This window comes from Kribbella amoyensis, assembly GCF_007828865.1.
GTDB classification, from domain to species: domain Bacteria; phylum Actinomycetota; class Actinomycetes; order Propionibacteriales; family Kribbellaceae; genus Kribbella; species Kribbella amoyensis.
The window spans coordinates 918,084-933,148 of sequence record NZ_VIVK01000001.1 but is presented as its reverse complement, the minus strand read 5'-3'; the positions used below and the strand labels follow the sequence as shown (position 1 = coordinate 933,148).

12 protein-coding genes are annotated in these 15,065 nt (G+C 70.1%); 6 read left to right on the top strand and 6 right to left on the bottom strand.

Going from position 1 to position 15,065, the window contains the following annotated elements; all coding sequences use genetic code 11:
• Window positions 1-27 precede the first annotated feature (27 nt).
• From FB561_RS04465 to FB561_RS04455, 3 genes are all read right to left on the bottom strand, one after another.
• Window positions 28-951 (bottom strand): SPFH domain-containing protein, encoded by a 924-nt coding sequence (locus FB561_RS04465; protein ID WP_145803293.1) that lies wholly within the window; start codon window positions 949-951, stop codon window positions 28-30.
• Window positions 927-1,385: an NfeD family protein gene (locus tag FB561_RS04460; protein ID WP_145803291.1), complete on the bottom strand. Its 459-nt coding sequence runs from the start codon at window positions 1,383-1,385 to the stop codon at window positions 927-929. The genes FB561_RS04465 and FB561_RS04460 overlap by 25 nt, the downstream gene beginning before the upstream one ends.
• A gap of 95 nt (window positions 1,386-1,480) precedes the next feature.
• The gene (locus tag FB561_RS04455) at window positions 1,481-2,047 is read right to left on the bottom strand and encodes an ArsR/SmtB family transcription factor (RefSeq protein ID WP_202880542.1); all 567 of its coding nucleotides are present in this window, start codon (window positions 2,045-2,047) and stop codon (window positions 1,481-1,483) included.
• Window positions 2,048-2,104: 57 nt separating this feature from the next.
• Between FB561_RS04455 and FB561_RS04450 the strand changes: the two genes are divergently transcribed.
• The 6 genes from FB561_RS04450 to FB561_RS04425 all read left to right on the top strand — a co-directional run bounded on the left by FB561_RS04450 (window position 2,105) and on the right by FB561_RS04425 (window position 10,248).
• Entirely contained in the window at window positions 2,105-3,367 is a 1,263-nt protein-coding gene (locus FB561_RS04450) for an MFS transporter (RefSeq protein ID WP_202880541.1), read from the top strand.
• A gap of 62 nt (window positions 3,368-3,429) precedes the next feature.
• Window positions 3,430-4,950, top strand: coding sequence for a lysine--tRNA ligase (gene lysS, locus FB561_RS04445; RefSeq protein WP_145803287.1), 1,521 nt, complete (start codon window positions 3,430-3,432; stop codon window positions 4,948-4,950).
• A 279-nt stretch (window positions 4,951-5,229) separates the two neighbouring features.
• On the top strand, window positions 5,230-5,559 hold the full coding sequence (locus FB561_RS04440) for a histone-like nucleoid-structuring protein Lsr2 (protein ID WP_145803285.1): 330 nt from the start codon (window positions 5,230-5,232) through the stop codon (window positions 5,557-5,559).
• 348 nt (window positions 5,560-5,907) lie between these two features.
• Entirely contained in the window at window positions 5,908-8,448 is a 2,541-nt protein-coding gene (locus tag FB561_RS04435; RefSeq protein WP_145803283.1) for an ATP-dependent Clp protease ATP-binding subunit, read from the top strand.
• Window positions 8,449-8,629: 181 nt separating this feature from the next.
• On the top strand, window positions 8,630-9,163 hold the full coding sequence (locus FB561_RS04430; RefSeq protein WP_145803281.1) for a SigE family RNA polymerase sigma factor: 534 nt from the start codon (window positions 8,630-8,632) through the stop codon (window positions 9,161-9,163).
• Window positions 9,160-10,248: a CU044_5270 family protein gene (locus FB561_RS04425; protein WP_145803279.1), complete on the top strand. Its 1,089-nt coding sequence runs from the start codon at window positions 9,160-9,162 to the stop codon at window positions 10,246-10,248. The genes FB561_RS04430 and FB561_RS04425 overlap by 4 nt, the downstream gene beginning before the upstream one ends.
• Window positions 10,249-10,293: 45 nt before the next feature.
• Here FB561_RS04425 and FB561_RS04420 read toward each other — a convergent pair whose 3' ends face one another.
• The 3 genes from FB561_RS04420 to FB561_RS04410 all read right to left on the bottom strand — a co-directional run bounded on the left by FB561_RS04420 (window position 10,294) and on the right by FB561_RS04410 (window position 14,723).
• The gene (locus tag FB561_RS04420; RefSeq protein ID WP_145803277.1) at window positions 10,294-11,466 is read right to left on the bottom strand and encodes a hypothetical protein; all 1,173 of its coding nucleotides are present in this window, start codon (window positions 11,464-11,466) and stop codon (window positions 10,294-10,296) included.
• A gap of 141 nt (window positions 11,467-11,607) precedes the next feature.
• Window positions 11,608-12,123, bottom strand: a complete 516-nt coding sequence (locus FB561_RS04415; RefSeq protein WP_145803275.1) for a hypothetical protein — start codon at window positions 12,121-12,123, stop codon at window positions 11,608-11,610.
• Window positions 12,120-14,723: a hypothetical protein gene (locus tag FB561_RS04410; protein ID WP_145803273.1), complete on the bottom strand. Its 2,604-nt coding sequence runs from the start codon at window positions 14,721-14,723 to the stop codon at window positions 12,120-12,122. Before FB561_RS04410 ends, FB561_RS04415 begins: the two co-directional genes overlap by 4 nt.
• Between the last annotated feature and the right edge of the window lie 342 nt (window positions 14,724-15,065).

Sequence of the window (15,065 nt, the reverse complement as noted above, 5' to 3'; positions counted from 1 at the left end):
CCATCCTGGCACTGTCAGGCAAACGGATTACTGATCTGTGAGCTTCTCCGCCTTGGGAATATCGGCCGTGAGCCCGTTGTTCGACGGCGGGGCGATCGGCGGTGCCGGCGCCGTCGACCCCTCCGGTGCGAACGCCTTGCTGACCTGCTGCAGGGCGTTGGTCACCTCGGACGGGATCACCCAGAACGTGTTGCCCGGCGCCTTGGCCAGCTCGGGCAGCATCTGCAGGTACTGGTACGCGAGCAGCTTCGGGTCCGGGTCGTTGCGATGGACCGCCTCGAACACCGTGTCGATCGCCTTCGCCTGCCCCTCGGCCCGCAGGATCGCGGCCTGCCGGTCGCCCTCGGCGGTGAGGATCCGGGACTGCCGCAGCCCCTCGGCGGCCAGGATGGTGGCCCGCTTCTCCCGCTCGGCGCGCATCTGCTTCTCCATCGACTCCTTGATCGACGTCGGCGGCTCGATGCCCTTCAGCTCGACCCGGTTCACCCGGATGCCCCACTTGCCGGACGCCTCGTCGAGGACGCCGCGCAGGGTGGAGTTGATGTGCTCGCGGGACGTCAGCACCTTCTCCAGGTCCAGGCTGCCGATGACGTTGCGCAGGGTGGTGACGGTGAGCTGCTCGATCGCCTGGATGTAGTTGGCGATCTCGTACGCCGCGGCGCGCGGGTCGGTGACCTGGAAGTACAGCACCGTGTCGATGTGGACGACCAGGTTGTCCTCGGTGATCACCGAGCGCGGTTCGAACGACACCACCTGTTCGCGCAGGTCGATCAGCGCCCGCGGCCGGTCGACGAACGGGATCACCACGTTCAGTCCTGGTTCCAGCGTGCGCAGGTACCGGCCGAGGCGCTCGACGTTGCTCGCCCGGGCCTGCGGGACGATCCGGATCGTCCGCAGCACGAGCACGACGGCCAGCAGCGCGGCGATCAGCCCGACGATGAGTTCGGCCATGGTTCCTCCCGAGGGTGCACGAGGGCGGTCGCGCCCTCGATCGCGAAGACGTCGACCAGCGTGCCGGCCGGGATCGACAGGTCCGGGTCGTAGGACCGCGCGGTCCACTCCTCGCCGCCGATCCGGACCCGGCCCGGTTCCCGGCCGACCTGGCTGAGCACGACGGCCTCCCGGCCGATCAGCCCGGCGACGCCGCTGCGTAACTGCGGGGCCTGGGTCAGGCGCCGGCGCGCGACCGGCCGGACCAGGGTGATCATCGCGGCCGCGGTCAGCAGGAACGCGGCGAACTGCAGTCCGGCCCCGAGCCCGAGCGCGGCCACTCCGGCGGCGGCCAGCGCGGCCACGGCCAGCATCAGCAGGTCGAAAGTGGCCGTGAGCAGTTCCGCGGCGCCGAGTACGGCGGCGATGCACAACCAGATCAGCCAGGACTGCATGAACGATCACCCGCAGCGGAAGTTCCTCTCTTCCGAAGGTACTCCCGCCCTGGTGGATCCGTCCCTAACAGTTCGGCTATCAGGTCCCTTACGGCTCAGCCGGCGGCCGGCGGCTTCCCCAGTGGGACGACCGCGAGCAACGTCGAGACGTCCCGCGTCCCGGCCGGGTGGCTGGCCGCCGTCCGGCCCTTGCGGTACTTCTCGACGACCGCGGTGAGCTCCTGGCTGAACTGCTCGGCCTCCTCCTGGGTCAGCCACAGCCGGCTCCGGCGCATCATGCTGAGGCCCTCCCACTCGTCGGTGGGCGGCAGCTCGCTGAACTGCTCCAGCAGCCGGTCCACCGCGGTCCGCATGATCGCCTGGCTCGCCAGCCGCCCGCTGGTACTCGGCTCGGAGGCGATCTCGAGGCTGGTCGCCGGCGCCCGCCAGGGCCGCTCGCGGCCGTCGGCCGAGGCGTCCGACCGCTCGACGATGCCCCACTTCTCCAGCGCCCGCAGGTGGTAGCTGGTCGCCGACGGCGTCAGCCCGGCCAGCTCGGCGCAGTCGGTCGCGGTCAGCACCCGGCCGTTGTAGAGCTCGTCGATGATCCGCTGCCGGGCCGGATGCGCGAGCGCCCGGATCGCCCGCGGATCGGTCAGCACCACCCGCTTCTTCTTCGCCACGAGCACAGCGTAACGCGCCCTTGACGATCCAAATCGTGAAGCATTAACTTCATAACTGTGAAGCAACCACTTCAGAGTTCGCTCTGGTCCAGCCCCGACCTGCGGCTGGTCCTGCCGGCCCGGGCGCTCTCGTACGCCGGTGACTCGATCGCCCTGATCGCGCTGATGCTGCGTGTCTCCGACACCGGCGGACCGGCCGCGACCACCGCGCTGTTGCTGGCGTTCGCGCTGCCGACCGTCGCGATGATCCCGTTCGCCGGGAAGCTGGTGGACAGTCACGACTCCCGGACCGTGCTGGTGTCGGCATCCCTGCTCCAGGCCGCGGCCGGGGTCTGCCTGGCCTTGGTGGATGGCCTGGCCGCGACGCTCGCCCTGGTCTGCGTACTGCAGGTAGGCCAGGCGGTGGCGGGTCCGGCCTGGGCCGCGTTGATCCCGCGGATCGTGGGCGAGGAGCTGGTCGGCCGGGCCACGGGGGTGAGTCAGGCGCTGACCGGGGTGGCGATGCTGGCCGGCTCGGCGGCCGGTGGCGTCCTGGTGGCGTGGAAGGGCGAGACGGGTGCGTTGCTCGTGGACGCCGGCACGTTCGCGATGCTGGCCGTGGTGGCGTGCTTGGTGAAGACGCGGCGCCGGCCGGTGCCGTCCTCGGGTGAGGTCGAGCGGGGTGGGCTGTCGGTGGGACTGCGGACGCTGTTCGCCGACGACCTGCTGAAGATCCTGGTCCCGGCGCTGTGGGTGTTCATCCTGGTCGGGGAGGCGCTGAACGTGGTCGAGGTCTTCCTGATCCGGGACGAGCTCGGCCTGGGACCCGACGGATATGGGGCCGTGCTCGCCGCGCAAGGAGCCGGCGCGGTGGTGGGCGCGTGGTCGTGCGGGCGGCTGACCTCGGATCCCGGCCGCGCCCGCGCGGTACTGCTCGGCACCGGGTCGCTGGGACTGGCGGCCGTGGTGATGGGGGTCGCGCCCGGTGTGGTGCTCCTGGTCCTCGGCGCGGTCGTGATGGGAGCGGGCGGCGGACTACTCAACGCGGCGACGAGCACCCTGGTGGTGACGAGGTCCCCGGAGGCTGTCCGAGGTCGCGTGATCGCGGCGCTGACGGGGACGGCGCGAGCCAGCAGTCTGCTCGCGCTGCTCCTTGGAGGCGCGGTCGGCAGCCTGCTGGGACCCCGGCTCACCTTCGTGGCCGGCGGCGCGGCCGGAGCTGTGACGGCGATGGTGGCGGGCGTGCTGGTGTGGTGCGGTCAGGCAGCACTCACCAAGTCGGTCCCGAGGGAGCCGCTCCCGCGTGAAGTGAGGGCCGAATCGGGCTCGGCGCGAGGTTGACGAGTGGTGGGCGTCCGGAAACCGATTCGTACCTGGCGACCCTGACTCACTAGCCTTTGGTCATGACTGATTCACGTGAGCACCCGGTGACCCCCGACAGCGGGCAGGACGACCTGCCCGAGCAGCTGCGGGTTCGCCGGGAGAAGCGTGACCGGTTGCTGGCCGAGGGGGTGCAGCCCTATCCGATCTCGGTGCCGCGGACGCACCTGCTGAAGGACCTGCGGGACACCTACGACGCCCAGGAGCTCGCGCCGGACACCCGGACCGGGGAGCAGGTCGCGGTCGCCGGCCGGGTGATCTTCCTGCGCAATACCGGCAAGCTCTGCTTCGTCCGGCTGCGCGAGGGTGACGGGACGGAGCTCCAGGTGATGCTGTCGCTCGCCGACCTCGGTGAGGAGGAGCTGGCCCGGTTCAAGGCGCTGGTCGACATCGGCGACCTGCTCTCGGTCCAGGGCGAGGTGATCACCAGCCGTCGCGGTGAGCTGTCCGTGCAGGCGACGGCCTGGCAGATGGCTGCCAAGACGCTCCGCCCGTTGCCGAACGAGCACAACCCGCTGAGCGAGGAGGCCCGCGTCCGGATGCGGTACGTGGACCTCATCGTCCGGCCGGAGGCGCGGGACATGGTCCGGACCAAGGCGGCGGTGCTGAAGTCGCTGCGGCAGACGTTCGACGACCAGGGGTTCGTCGAGGTGGAGACGCCGACCCTGCAGCTGACCAACGGCGGTGCCGCGGCCCGGCCGTTCCGGACCCACCTGAACGCGTTCGACCAGCAGATGCTGCTCCGGATCGCGCTCGAGCTGGACCTCAAGCGGGCGATGATCGGCGGCGTCGACCGGGTCTACGAGATCGGCCGCACGTTCCGGAACGAGGGGCTGGATTCCACCCACGCCGCGGAATTCTCGATGATCGAGGCCTACCAGGCCTACGGCGATTACGACTCGATGAAGACTTTGCTGCGCGATCTGGTCCTCAATGCGGGCGAGGCGGTCGGTCGCACCACCGTCACCGGCCGCGACGGTTCGGAGATCGACCTGACCCTGCCGTGGCGTTCGGTGAGCGTTTTCGAGCTGATCTCCGAGGCGGTCGGTGAGGAGGTCGACGTGACCACCGAGGCGCCCCGGCTGATCAAGCTGGCCGAACAGCACCAGGTCGAGCTGCAGCCGGGCTGGAATGCCGGCGAGATCGCGCTGGAACTGTACGAGAAGCTGGTCGAGCACACCCTGATCCAGCCCACCTTCGTGCAGGACTACCCCGAATCCGTCCGGCCGCTGGCCAAGCCGCATCGTGAGACGGCCGGCCTGGTCGAGGCGTTCGACCTGATCGTCAACGGGGTCGAGCTGGCACCGGCGTACTCGGAGCTGAACGACCCGGTGATCCAGCGTGAACGCCTGGTGGCACAGTCGTTGCTGGCCGCGGCCGGGGACCCGGAGGCGATGGACCTGGACGAGGACTTCCTCCGCGCGATGGAGTTCGGGATGCCGCCGGCCGGTGGTCTCGGGATGGGCCTGGACCGGTTGATCATGCTGTTCACCGGGGTCGGGATCCGGGAGACGATTCTGTTCCCGCTGCTGCGTCCGGAGTGATCCGGAAAACGGGCCCGGGGAGTCGTTGCATAGCACAACCAATGCCGATATCCATTCCCGGGTCCGTTTTCTCCGGACCACCGTCGGCGGAGCGAGATGAATACCCAAGGTCACCACGGATGCGGGCTGCCGGTCCGGCCGGAGTTTTCAGTCACATTTTTCCGGCGCATTCCGCCTGTTGAATGACAGCGCCCGGGTTTGTGCGGTACAAATCAGGTGCAAACCTAAACGGCTAAGGGGGATTGTGCCCGGTGGCGGGCGCGGAAAGGACTGTCATCGATGGCGCAAAGGGTTCAGGTGGTTCTCGAGGACGATCTCGACGGCGGTAAGGCCGACGAGACCGTCAGCTTCGGGTTGGACGGCACGACGTACGAGATCGACCTGTCCAAGAAGAATGCCGCCAAGCTGCGCGACGCCCTCTCCGGGTATGTCGGTGCGGCACGCAAGGTCTCCCGGAGCCGTGGTGGCGCCGCCCGGGCGCGGGGCCGGGGCCGGTCGGCGACCGACTCCGCCGACATCCGCGCGTGGGCCAAGGAGAACGGGTACGAGGTGAGTGAGCGGGGCCGGATCTCCGCCGAGGTGCGCGCGGCGTACAACGAAGCCAAGTAGTTTCTTTCGAGATCCGCGGTCCCGGTGCCGATGAGGGCGCCGGGACCGTCCGCATTCCGGTTGTTTCACACTGTGGACACAGCCTCGCCGCCGTCGGCTCCGGATCCCCGACAGGTCGTTGATCCGGCAGGGACCGGGAGATATTCGCTGGTGGCGAACAGGTGGCGTGCCGGGAACACCTGGCCGCCCCCGGTGGTTGTTCCCTTGTGATCCCCAGTAGGCGGCCGGACGAGAGGTCGTCGCTTGTTCGCTGAGAGCGAGCCTGTCGGTGCCGGGGACTAGCATGCATGTACGGGGGTCGGCCTACACGGCACGTCCGACTCCTCTGAGGCAAGGAGCGCTTTGGCGATGTTTGAACGATTTACGGACCGCGCCCGTCGCGTTGTCGTCCTGGCCCAGGAAGAGGCCAGGATGCTCAGCCACAACTACATCGGGACCGAGCACATTCTGCTCGGCCTGATCCACGAGGGTGAGGGTGTCGCCGCCAAGGCTCTCGAGAGCCTGGGTATCTCGCTCGAGGCCGTCCGTTCCCAGGTCGAGGAGATCATCGGCCAGGGACAGCAGGCTCCGAGCGGGCACATCCCGTTCACCCCTCGCGCCAAGAAGGTGTTGGAGCTCTCCCTGCGTGAGGCCCTCCAGTTGGGCCACAACTACATCGGCACCGAGCACATCCTGCTCGGCCTCATCCGCGAGGGTGAGGGTGTCGCCGCGCAGGTCCTGGTCAAGCTCGGAGCGGACCTCAACAAGGTCCGTCAGCAGGTCATCCAGCTGCTGAGCGGTTACCAGGGCAAGGAGACCGCCACCGCCGGAGCCGGTGCCACCGAGGGGGCGCCCAGCAGCTCGTTGGTGCTCGACCAGTTCGGCCGGAACCTCACCCAGGCCGCCCGCGAGTCCAAGCTCGACCCGGTGATCGGGCGCGAGAAGGAGATCGAGCGGGTCATGCAGGTGCTGTCCCGGCGGACCAAGAACAACCCGGTCCTGATCGGTGAACCGGGCGTCGGCAAGACCGCGATCGTGGAGGGCCTGGCCCAGGCGATCGTGCGGGGCGACGTGCCGGAGACACTGAAGGACAAGCAGATCTACACCCTCGACCTCGGCGCCCTGGTCGCCGGGTCGCGGTACCGCGGTGACTTCGAGGAGCGCCTGAAGAAGGTGCTGAAGGAGATCCGCACCCGCGGTGACATCGTGCTGTTCATCGACGAGATCCACACCCTGGTCGGTGCGGGTGCCGCCGAGGGCGCGATCGACGCCGCCAGCATCCTGAAGCCGATGCTGGCCCGCGGTGAGCTGCAGACCATCGGCGCGACCACCCTCGACGAGTACCGCAAGTACGTCGAGAAGGACGCCGCGCTGGAGCGCCGGTTCCAGCCGATCCAGGTGGCCGAGCCGTCGATCGCGCACACCATCGAGATCCTCAAGGGTCTGCGCGACCGGTACGAGGCACACCACCGGGTGACCATCACCGACCCGGCCCTGGTCGCGTCGGCGCAGATGGCCGACCGGTACATCTCCGACCGGTTCCTGCCGGACAAGGCGATCGACCTGATCGACGAGGCCGGTTCCCGGTTGCGGATCCGCCGGATGACGGCGCCGCCGGACCTGCGCGAGTTCGACGAGAAGATCGCGAACGTGCGCCGGGAGAAGGAGTCGGCGATCGACGCCCAGGACTTCGAGCGGGCGGCCGGACTGCGCGACGACGAGAAGAAGCTCATCAACGCGAAGGCCGAGCGCGAGAAGCAGTGGAAGGCCGGCGACATGGACGTCGTCGCCGAGGTCGACGAGGAACTGATCGCGGAGGTGCTCAGCACCGCGACCGGGATCCCGGTCTTCAAGCTGACCGAGGAGGAGTCCTCGCGGCTGCTGAAGATGGAGGAGGAGCTGGCCAAGCGGTACATCGGCCAGACCGACGCCGTGAAGGCGCTGTCCCGGTCGATCCGGCGGACCCGTGCGGGTCTGAAGGACCCGCGCCGGCCGAGCGGCTCGTTCATCTTCGCCGGTCCGTCCGGTGTCGGTAAGACCGAGCTGTCGAAGGCGCTGACCGAGTTCCTGTTCGGCGACGAGAGCGCGCTGATCAGCCTCGACATGTCGGAGTACTCCGAGAAGCACACCGCCTCCCGGCTGTTCGGCTCCCCGCCCGGTTACGTCGGGTACGAAGAGGGTGGCCAGCTGACCGAGAAGGTGCGCCGCAAGCCGTTCAGCGTGGTGCTGTTCGACGAGGTGGAGAAGGCCCACCCGGACATCTTCAACTCGCTGCTGCAGATCCTGGACGAAGGTCGCCTGACCGACGCCCAGGGCCGCGTGGTCGACTTCAAGAACACCGTCATCATCATGACCACGAACCTGGGCACCCGGGACATCGCCAAGGCCGTCAGCCTCGGCTTCTCCCAGGTCAACGACGCCTCCGGTTCGTACGAGAAGATGAAGGCGAAGGTGACGGAGGAGCTCAAGCAGCACTTCCGCCCCGAGTTCCTGAACCGCGTCGACGAGATCGTGGTCTTCCACCAGCACGGCATGGACGAGATCGTCAAGATCGTCGACCTGATGGTGAACCAGGTGGAGGAGCGGCTGAAGGACAAGGACATGGGCATCGAGCTCACGTCCGCGGCCAAGGAACTGGTCGCGAAGCGTGGCTTCGACCCGGTCCTCGGTGCTCGCCCGCTGCGTCGCGCGCTGCAGCGTGACGTGGAGGACGTGCTCGCCGAGAAGATCCTGTTCGGGGAACTGCGCCCCGGCCAGATCGTCCTCGTCGACGTCGCCCCGGAGGGCACGACCAGCGCCGACGGCGTGCCGGAGTACTTCACCTTCACCGGCACCGAGAAGGCCAGCCCGGACCTGGAGCTCACCGAGATCGCCGGCGGCGGTACCGGTACGGGCGTCCAGGACAGCTGAGCCAGTAGCACCCGGCAACACCCAGTAGCACCCGAAGGGCCTCGCGGATCCGTCCGCGGGGCTCTTCGGCGTCTCCGCGGACGAGGTGGCCGGCCCCATCCCCGGGCAGGATGCAACCCAGGGGTGGGACCAGCCGGTTTTTCACGGTGAGGAAGCGCCGAACGAAGACCGGAGGAGATACGTGGCCACCGACCGCGACACGGAGTTCTCGAACTTCGTCCACGTTCATCGAGGGCGGATGCTGCGGACCGCACGCCTGCTGACGACCGGTGACGGGTACTGGGCCGAGGACCTGGTCCAGACAGCTCTCACCAAGCTGTACCTGCACTGGCGCAGGATCGGCCGGGATCCCGGGGCCGCCCGGTACGCCGACCGGATCCTGGTCAACGTGTTCCTGGACGAGCGGCGCCGGTTCTGGCGGCACCGGGAGACGTTGACCGACAACCTGGCCGAGTCCGGCCGGGCCGGCGCGTCGGCGGGCAGCAGCGACGCGGGGACCGACGACCGGCTGGCGATGCTCGCCGTGTTGGAGCAGTTGCCGCGTCGGCAGCGGGCAGCGGTGGTGTTGCGGTTCTTCTGCGACTTCGACGTGGCGACCGTCGCCGAGCTGATGAATTGCAGCCAGGGCACGGTGAAGAGCCAGTCGGCTCGCGGCCTGGACAAGTTGCGCGACCTCGTCGACCGACCCCTGGACACCTTGGAGACTGCGCGATGACCGACCTGAAGGACTTTCTCGAGACGGCCGCCGGACCGGTTCCGGCCGTGACGGACGACGACGTGGCCGCGGACCTCGGCCGGGCCCGGAAGGCCGCGCGCCGGCGGCGGTTCGCCCAGGCCGGGATGACCGCCGGCGTCGCGGCGATCACGGTCGCGGCACTCGCGGTACCGCTGGCGATGGCCCCCGGCGGCGAGCCGGACGTCGCCTCCCCGAGTATCACCTCGCCGGACGGCGCCGGTGTCGACAGGACCCCGGCCCGGACCATGACGGCCGGCCAGCTGCTGCTGGTCGCCGCTGCCGCGGAGGAGCGCACGCCGGCCACCACCGGGCGGTACTTCCTGGTCCGGTCGGTGTCGAGCCGTGACTACGTGATCCGCGGCCCGGAGACGTACAAGGTCCGGCAGGACAAGCTCACCGAGACCTGGACCGGCCGCAAGGGTGGGACGGCGTGGGTCGGCGAGCGGTCCATCAGCGTCAAGCCGGCCACCCCGGCGGATGCGGCGGCGTGGGAACGGGCCGGTTCTCCGTCGACCTGGAATCTCGGGCCGACGGACACCGCCGACGGACACGATCTGATCCTCTCGGCCAAGGGCGGCCCGGGCACGCTGCGGGAGGCGAAGCAGGACGCGGACCGGTACCACGCGCTCGGTACCGATGCCGTTCCGCTGGCGGAGATCCTGGCCCTGCCGAGGACGGTGGAGGGCTTGCGCAGCCGCCTGCTGCGAGACAAGGCAGCTCGGGCGGCCGCCGCCGACACCACCTCGTACCTGGCCGAGATGGCCGCGGGCCTGATCAGCAGTACCCCGGCTCGGCCTGAGGTCCGCGGCGCGGCGTTGCGGCTGCTCGCCGGTCTCCCGGGTGCCGAGGTCACCGAGCGAGTGACCGATCCGATCGGCCGGCGGGGCACGGCGGTGCGGTTCTCCTTCTCGCAGTACCAGCTCGGCCTCGAGCTGATCATCGACCCGGCCACCGGCAAGTTGCTGACCAGCCGGCGATCGGGCGGGAAGAACGGGGACACCTCGGTGCTCTCCATCGGCTGGACGAACGACCGGCCGGTGGCTCCGACGACGAACGGCGGCTGACCCGAACCCCGGCCGGACCGTGGAGGGACGGTCCGGCCGGGGTACCTATGCGAGTCCGCAGGTCGTGCAGATGGTGCGGCGGCGGTAGTAGTACGCGGCGGTGGCGAGGGCGACCGCCGTGCCCCAGAGGGGGAACGGGAAGAGGATCAGGTCGCGGAGGTTGATCCAGAGCGAGGCCTGGTTCTGCCAGCTGACCTGGAGCAGGGAAACGCTGCTGACCACGAGCAAGGTGGCCGCGATCGTGCCGGGGACGACGGCCGCCTTGATCGGTACCGGGCGACCCGCGAGGAACGGGATCCAGCGCGGCCAGATCTCACCCCAGGGCCGGATCAGGCCGAGGGTGGCGACACCGGCCGCCAGCGAGATCAGGCCGAGGCCGAGACCGAAGAGCTTGATCCCTGGTTCGGCGTCGAGCTCGGCCGCGTCGAAACCGATCGGGTTCGGCAGCAACCACGTCATCCGCAGCAGGCCGTAGGGGAGCGGGCACAGAACGGCGACGACGGTCGCCCAGAACCCCCAGCGCCGAGCCACCTCGGGCCGCGTCCACCGCGCTCCCGGCCGCCCACACCTCAAACAGCGACCCCGCGCACTCCGCAGTCCGCGCACCCCGAGTACGGCCCAGCCGGCGCCGAGCAGGAACGCGCCGACGACGAACAGCGGCCGCGTCCCCACCCGGCCGGGTACCTCGGCCAGCCCCTTCCCGAGTTCGCGGAACGCGTCCCAGTCGAACAGCCCGGTCGTCAGCTCGAGGACGACGACGAGCAGCGCGATCCCGGCCAGCACGATCCGCGTGGTCCGTTGCCGCCAGGCGCCCGCGATGACGAATCCGAGCGCGGTCGGCAGGCCCAGCAGGACGAGCAGGTACCCGGCCACGATGACGACCGTGATGCTCGGCGCGAGCAACCCGAACACGACCGCCTGGAGCCCCGAGAACGCGAGCAACGGCCGGTACGCCGAGGCGGTCCACTCCGTCCGGGTATGCGCGAGCGCCGCCGGTACGCCGAGGAACCCGAGGACCGCGATCAGCCCGGCGCCGGCGTGGTCGGGCAGGAACGCGAGCGGCGACAACCTGTCCCCATCCGGCGGCACCGGCCCGAACGGGTACCCGAACCCGTCTCCCAGCCACAGCAGCCCGAAGATCCCGTACAGCAGGGACAGGCCGGCCACCATCGCCGGGAGCCGGGTCTTCGTGGTTGCCCGGATGATCGTGTCGCTCATCGTTCCTCCAGCCGCATCTGTGTGGTCTCACAGTGCGACCGGCGGCGACCCGCTCACCTCGGTCCGCCGGGTGGTCCCGTTCCCTCCGGCGGGTGAAATGAGGCCGTTCGCCAGGTCGGCGGTTCGCGCAGCGGGGTGAAATCAGCGGTTCGCGCGGAGGCGGGTGACGGCGTCGGTGAGGGCGTCGGGGTCATCGGCCCGGGACCGCGGCCGGTCCGCGACCAGCAGGGCGGTGGCCGCGAGGATCCAGCAGACCCCGGCCACCACCGCGATCGCCGGACCGGGACCGGCCCAGCTGTCACTCGACGGACCCAGGTCGCGCGCCTGCCAGCCACCCGCGGCATAGACCAACGCGACCACCCCGCTGATCGAGGCCGCGGTCCGGGCCCAGATCCCCGGCCGCACCCACAGCGCGATCACGGCTGTCACCAGCCCGGCCACCCACGCGAGCGACAGTTCCGGCGACACCTCGACGCCCAACTGCCAGACCGACTGGCCGAGCCGGCGGCTGAATGCCCACGGCAACAACAGCGCGGCCCCACTCGCCAACGCGGCGAGTACGACGGCCAGGGCGAACCACCGGTGCTCGGCCCTGGCCAGCAACCGCTCCGCCGCGTCCAGCTTCTCGGGGAGGACCTCGTCCGGGAGCTCGGTCATCGCACCGGCTCCAGCCGCACGACGTCGTTGCCGAGCTCGAAGTACAGGTCGTCACCGATCACGGTGACCTGGTCGGCGGCCTGCGGTACGCCCTGCGCCGGTCCCGCGACCACGGTGACGCGGCCCGGTCCGTCCACGCGGACCAGGTGACTTCCGTCGTACCCCCACGCCCTGCCATCGGGTCCGGTGAACCACAGGCCGTCCGCGGTCCGCTGGGTCACGGGCACCTTCGTCGTGGAGAGCGGCCAGCCGGTGCTCACCCCGCCGAGCAGCGCCGTACTGCGTCCGTCCGGGCTGACCTCGACGAGTCGTTCACCGAGGACCATCGCGATCGCGCCCGAGGGCAACTGGACAAGGCTGTCCTGCCGGAGTTCCCCGGTCACCGGGAGGCGGCGCACCTGCTGCCCCGGTCCGTACAGGTTGTACGTCGCGGAGCCGATACCGGTGACGAGCCGATCGCCCGACGCCGCCGCGGATTCGCCGCGCTGACCTACGGACGCCTGCTGTGGATCCCGTACGACGGCCGCCGTACTCCGCTGCAGATGGACGGCAACCGGGCGAGCCGCCGACGGCACCGTCCACCACACACCACCGAGCCCGTCCGGTGCCCACGCCTGCGCGGCACTCGGCATCCTTACCCGGGCAACGCGTCCCCGCGGATCCAGGGCGAGCTGCGTACTCGCACCGCTCACCGCCTTCCCCGGTCGCCCCTCGGCGTTGACGGGCGGATCCACGCGAGCCGCGTCCATCACGGTCGCCCGGTATGCCGTGGTGCCGTTGGCGGGCGTCCGCCGATCGCAGCGGGCCGTCGGTACAGGCGCAGCCGGGTACGAAGGTGCAGCGGCTGCGGCGTCGTCCACGCGGATCACCTGGTCCCCACCACCCGGGGACGAGCCCAGCACCACCGATCCGTCAGGCCGTGCCTCGATGGTTTCCACGGCGGCCGTGTTCCCCGGTACGACCCGCTGGACCCCGTCGGGCGTGACCACCGAGGTCGGGAAGCTCCCACCGAGCCACAGGTTGCCGCGGAGGTCCACGGCGAATGCCTCCACCGACATCGACGAGCTGGCCACGTCACTGCTCAGCGCACACCCGGCCGGCGCGATCCCGGTGAGCTGCCGCGTCCGACCACCTGGACGGAGTACTGCGAGACCGGTCCGGCTGGTCCGCCAGGCCGTGGTTCCGTCCGGCCCGGTGGAGACTTCGTTGCCCGGTGCACCTGGTCCGGGATCGACGACGAAGTCCGTGAGCCGCATCCCCACCCGCAGCTGGTTCGCGGGGATCTGCCAGGTGGTGGTGCCGTCCCGGAGGGCGATCGAGCGGTCCGCGTTCCGTTGGAGCAAGGCCGCCCCTGTCCCGCTGGCGAGGACGTTCACGCCCGGCGTCACGTAGTACGAGCCGTCCGGGTTCTTGTGGGTGAGGGTGAGATCCGCGGCGACCAGGTCGAGTGGGACCGACAGGAGGGCCCACGGTCGCCCGGACGATCCACCGGCGAGCAGTAGCATCCGGTTGTCGGTCACTCCGATCAACGCGGGCGGGGTGGTGCCGTGGCTGAGCGAGACCCGGGGAAGGGCGACGCCGTCCCGGTACTCGAACAGCGTGGACCCCTCGGACCCGGTACGCCCCAGCAACCACTGGCCCGGCGTACCGTCGAGCGTCTCCGCCAACGAGTCCAGCGGGTCCGCAGTACCAACGGCGACGCGCATCCCGTACCGGTCCTCGAGCTGTCCGCCTTCCAGGTCGAACAGCCGGTACGGAACTCCCGCGACCACGTCCGGCTCGTACTGCGGGCCGGCGGGCGCGGGCGCGAACAGGCCGGCCGCGATCCCGGCCGTGCCCGCGACGACGACGATCGCGAGCTCCCACGGGGTCCGGCGGAGCGAAGTGACCAGGCCGAGGACGAGCAGGAACGCGCCGAGACCGAGGGCGACCCACACCCCGACCCCGACGCGGTACCCGACACCGTCGCCGAGCCGAGGTGGAAGGTGGACGGGCGCGGCCAGGATCCCGACGACGACCAAGGTGCCGGTGGCAACGGCGGCCGGCCGGAGCACGCGGTCGGCCGAACGCAGAGCCGGGGTGGCGACGGCAGCGGCGAGGGTGGTCACCGCTGCCGCGACGACCAGCACCGCCCAGCCCGCGGCGTACGGGAGCTCCCATAACTGCGATCGGATGACCCCGGCCTCGGCGCCCGTCGGTCCTGTCGCCACCGGGTCGATCAGCTCGCGCCACGGCAGCACCGTGCTGACCAGAAGCAGGGCCGCGGCGACGCCCGCGAGCACGGCCGGACGACCGGCCCGAACCGTCCTCGTCTCGATCGCTGACACCAGTCGGACAAACGTTTCTCGCAATTCGGACTGATTCAGCGGTTCCGCCGAAGAATCTTCCACCGGCCCGGCGAGCAGCGGCGGGACGTCCCGGACCCGGGTCGCCCAGGACGCCGCGACGGCCGCGCCGAGCAGTCCGCAGCAGAGTGTGCCGATCACAGCCGGTGAAGTGGAGCAGCCCGCACGGCCCTGGACGACCAGTCCGGTCCAGGTCGCCCCGGTGACCACCGCGACCGTCAGCGCACCCCATCCGCGAACCTGTTGACGAAGCACGAATCTGTCCGCAGACAAGCGATCCGCGAACACCAGCGCGACCAGCGTCACCGGCAGCACCAGGGCCCAGCCGCGGCCGCTGACCGGTTGGGAGGTCGCACGCCAGAGGTAACAGCCTGTGCCCGCCGGACCCGGCAATAGCACGAACACCGTGGCCCCTACGGCGAGACACGCCAGAGTCACACCCTGCCACCGAGTTCGTCGTATGGTCCTGCGGTGCTGTAACTCCTCAGTCCGGAGCAGGGCCGCCGCGGCCTTCGATTCGGTGGGAAGATCGCGCAGCGGCATGAAAAGAAGCTACCCGCCACCCTGGTGGCTCGTTGTAAGAGCGTGACAACCGCA

Coding starts and splice junctions, on each gene's coding strand:
- FB561_RS04420 (WP_145803277.1), bottom strand. CDS start 11,466: ATGAGCGACACGATCATCCGGGCAACCACGAAGACCCGGCTCCCGGCG.
- FB561_RS04435 (WP_145803283.1), top strand. CDS start 5,908: ATGTTTGAACGATTTACGGACCGCGCCCGTCGCGTTGTCGTCCTGGCC.
- FB561_RS04415 (WP_145803275.1), bottom strand. CDS start 12,123: ATGACCGAGCTCCCGGACGAGGTCCTCCCCGAGAAGCTGGACGCGGCG.
- FB561_RS04460 (WP_145803291.1), bottom strand. CDS start 1,385: ATGCAGTCCTGGCTGATCTGGTTGTGCATCGCCGCCGTACTCGGCGCC.
- FB561_RS04440 (WP_145803285.1), top strand. CDS start 5,230: ATGGCGCAAAGGGTTCAGGTGGTTCTCGAGGACGATCTCGACGGCGGT.
- FB561_RS04465 (WP_145803293.1), bottom strand. CDS start 951: ATGGCCGAACTCATCGTCGGGCTGATCGCCGCGCTGCTGGCCGTCGTG.
- lysS (WP_145803287.1), top strand. CDS start 3,430: ATGACTGATTCACGTGAGCACCCGGTGACCCCCGACAGCGGGCAGGAC.
- FB561_RS04425 (WP_145803279.1), top strand. CDS start 9,160: ATGACCGACCTGAAGGACTTTCTCGAGACGGCCGCCGGACCGGTTCCG.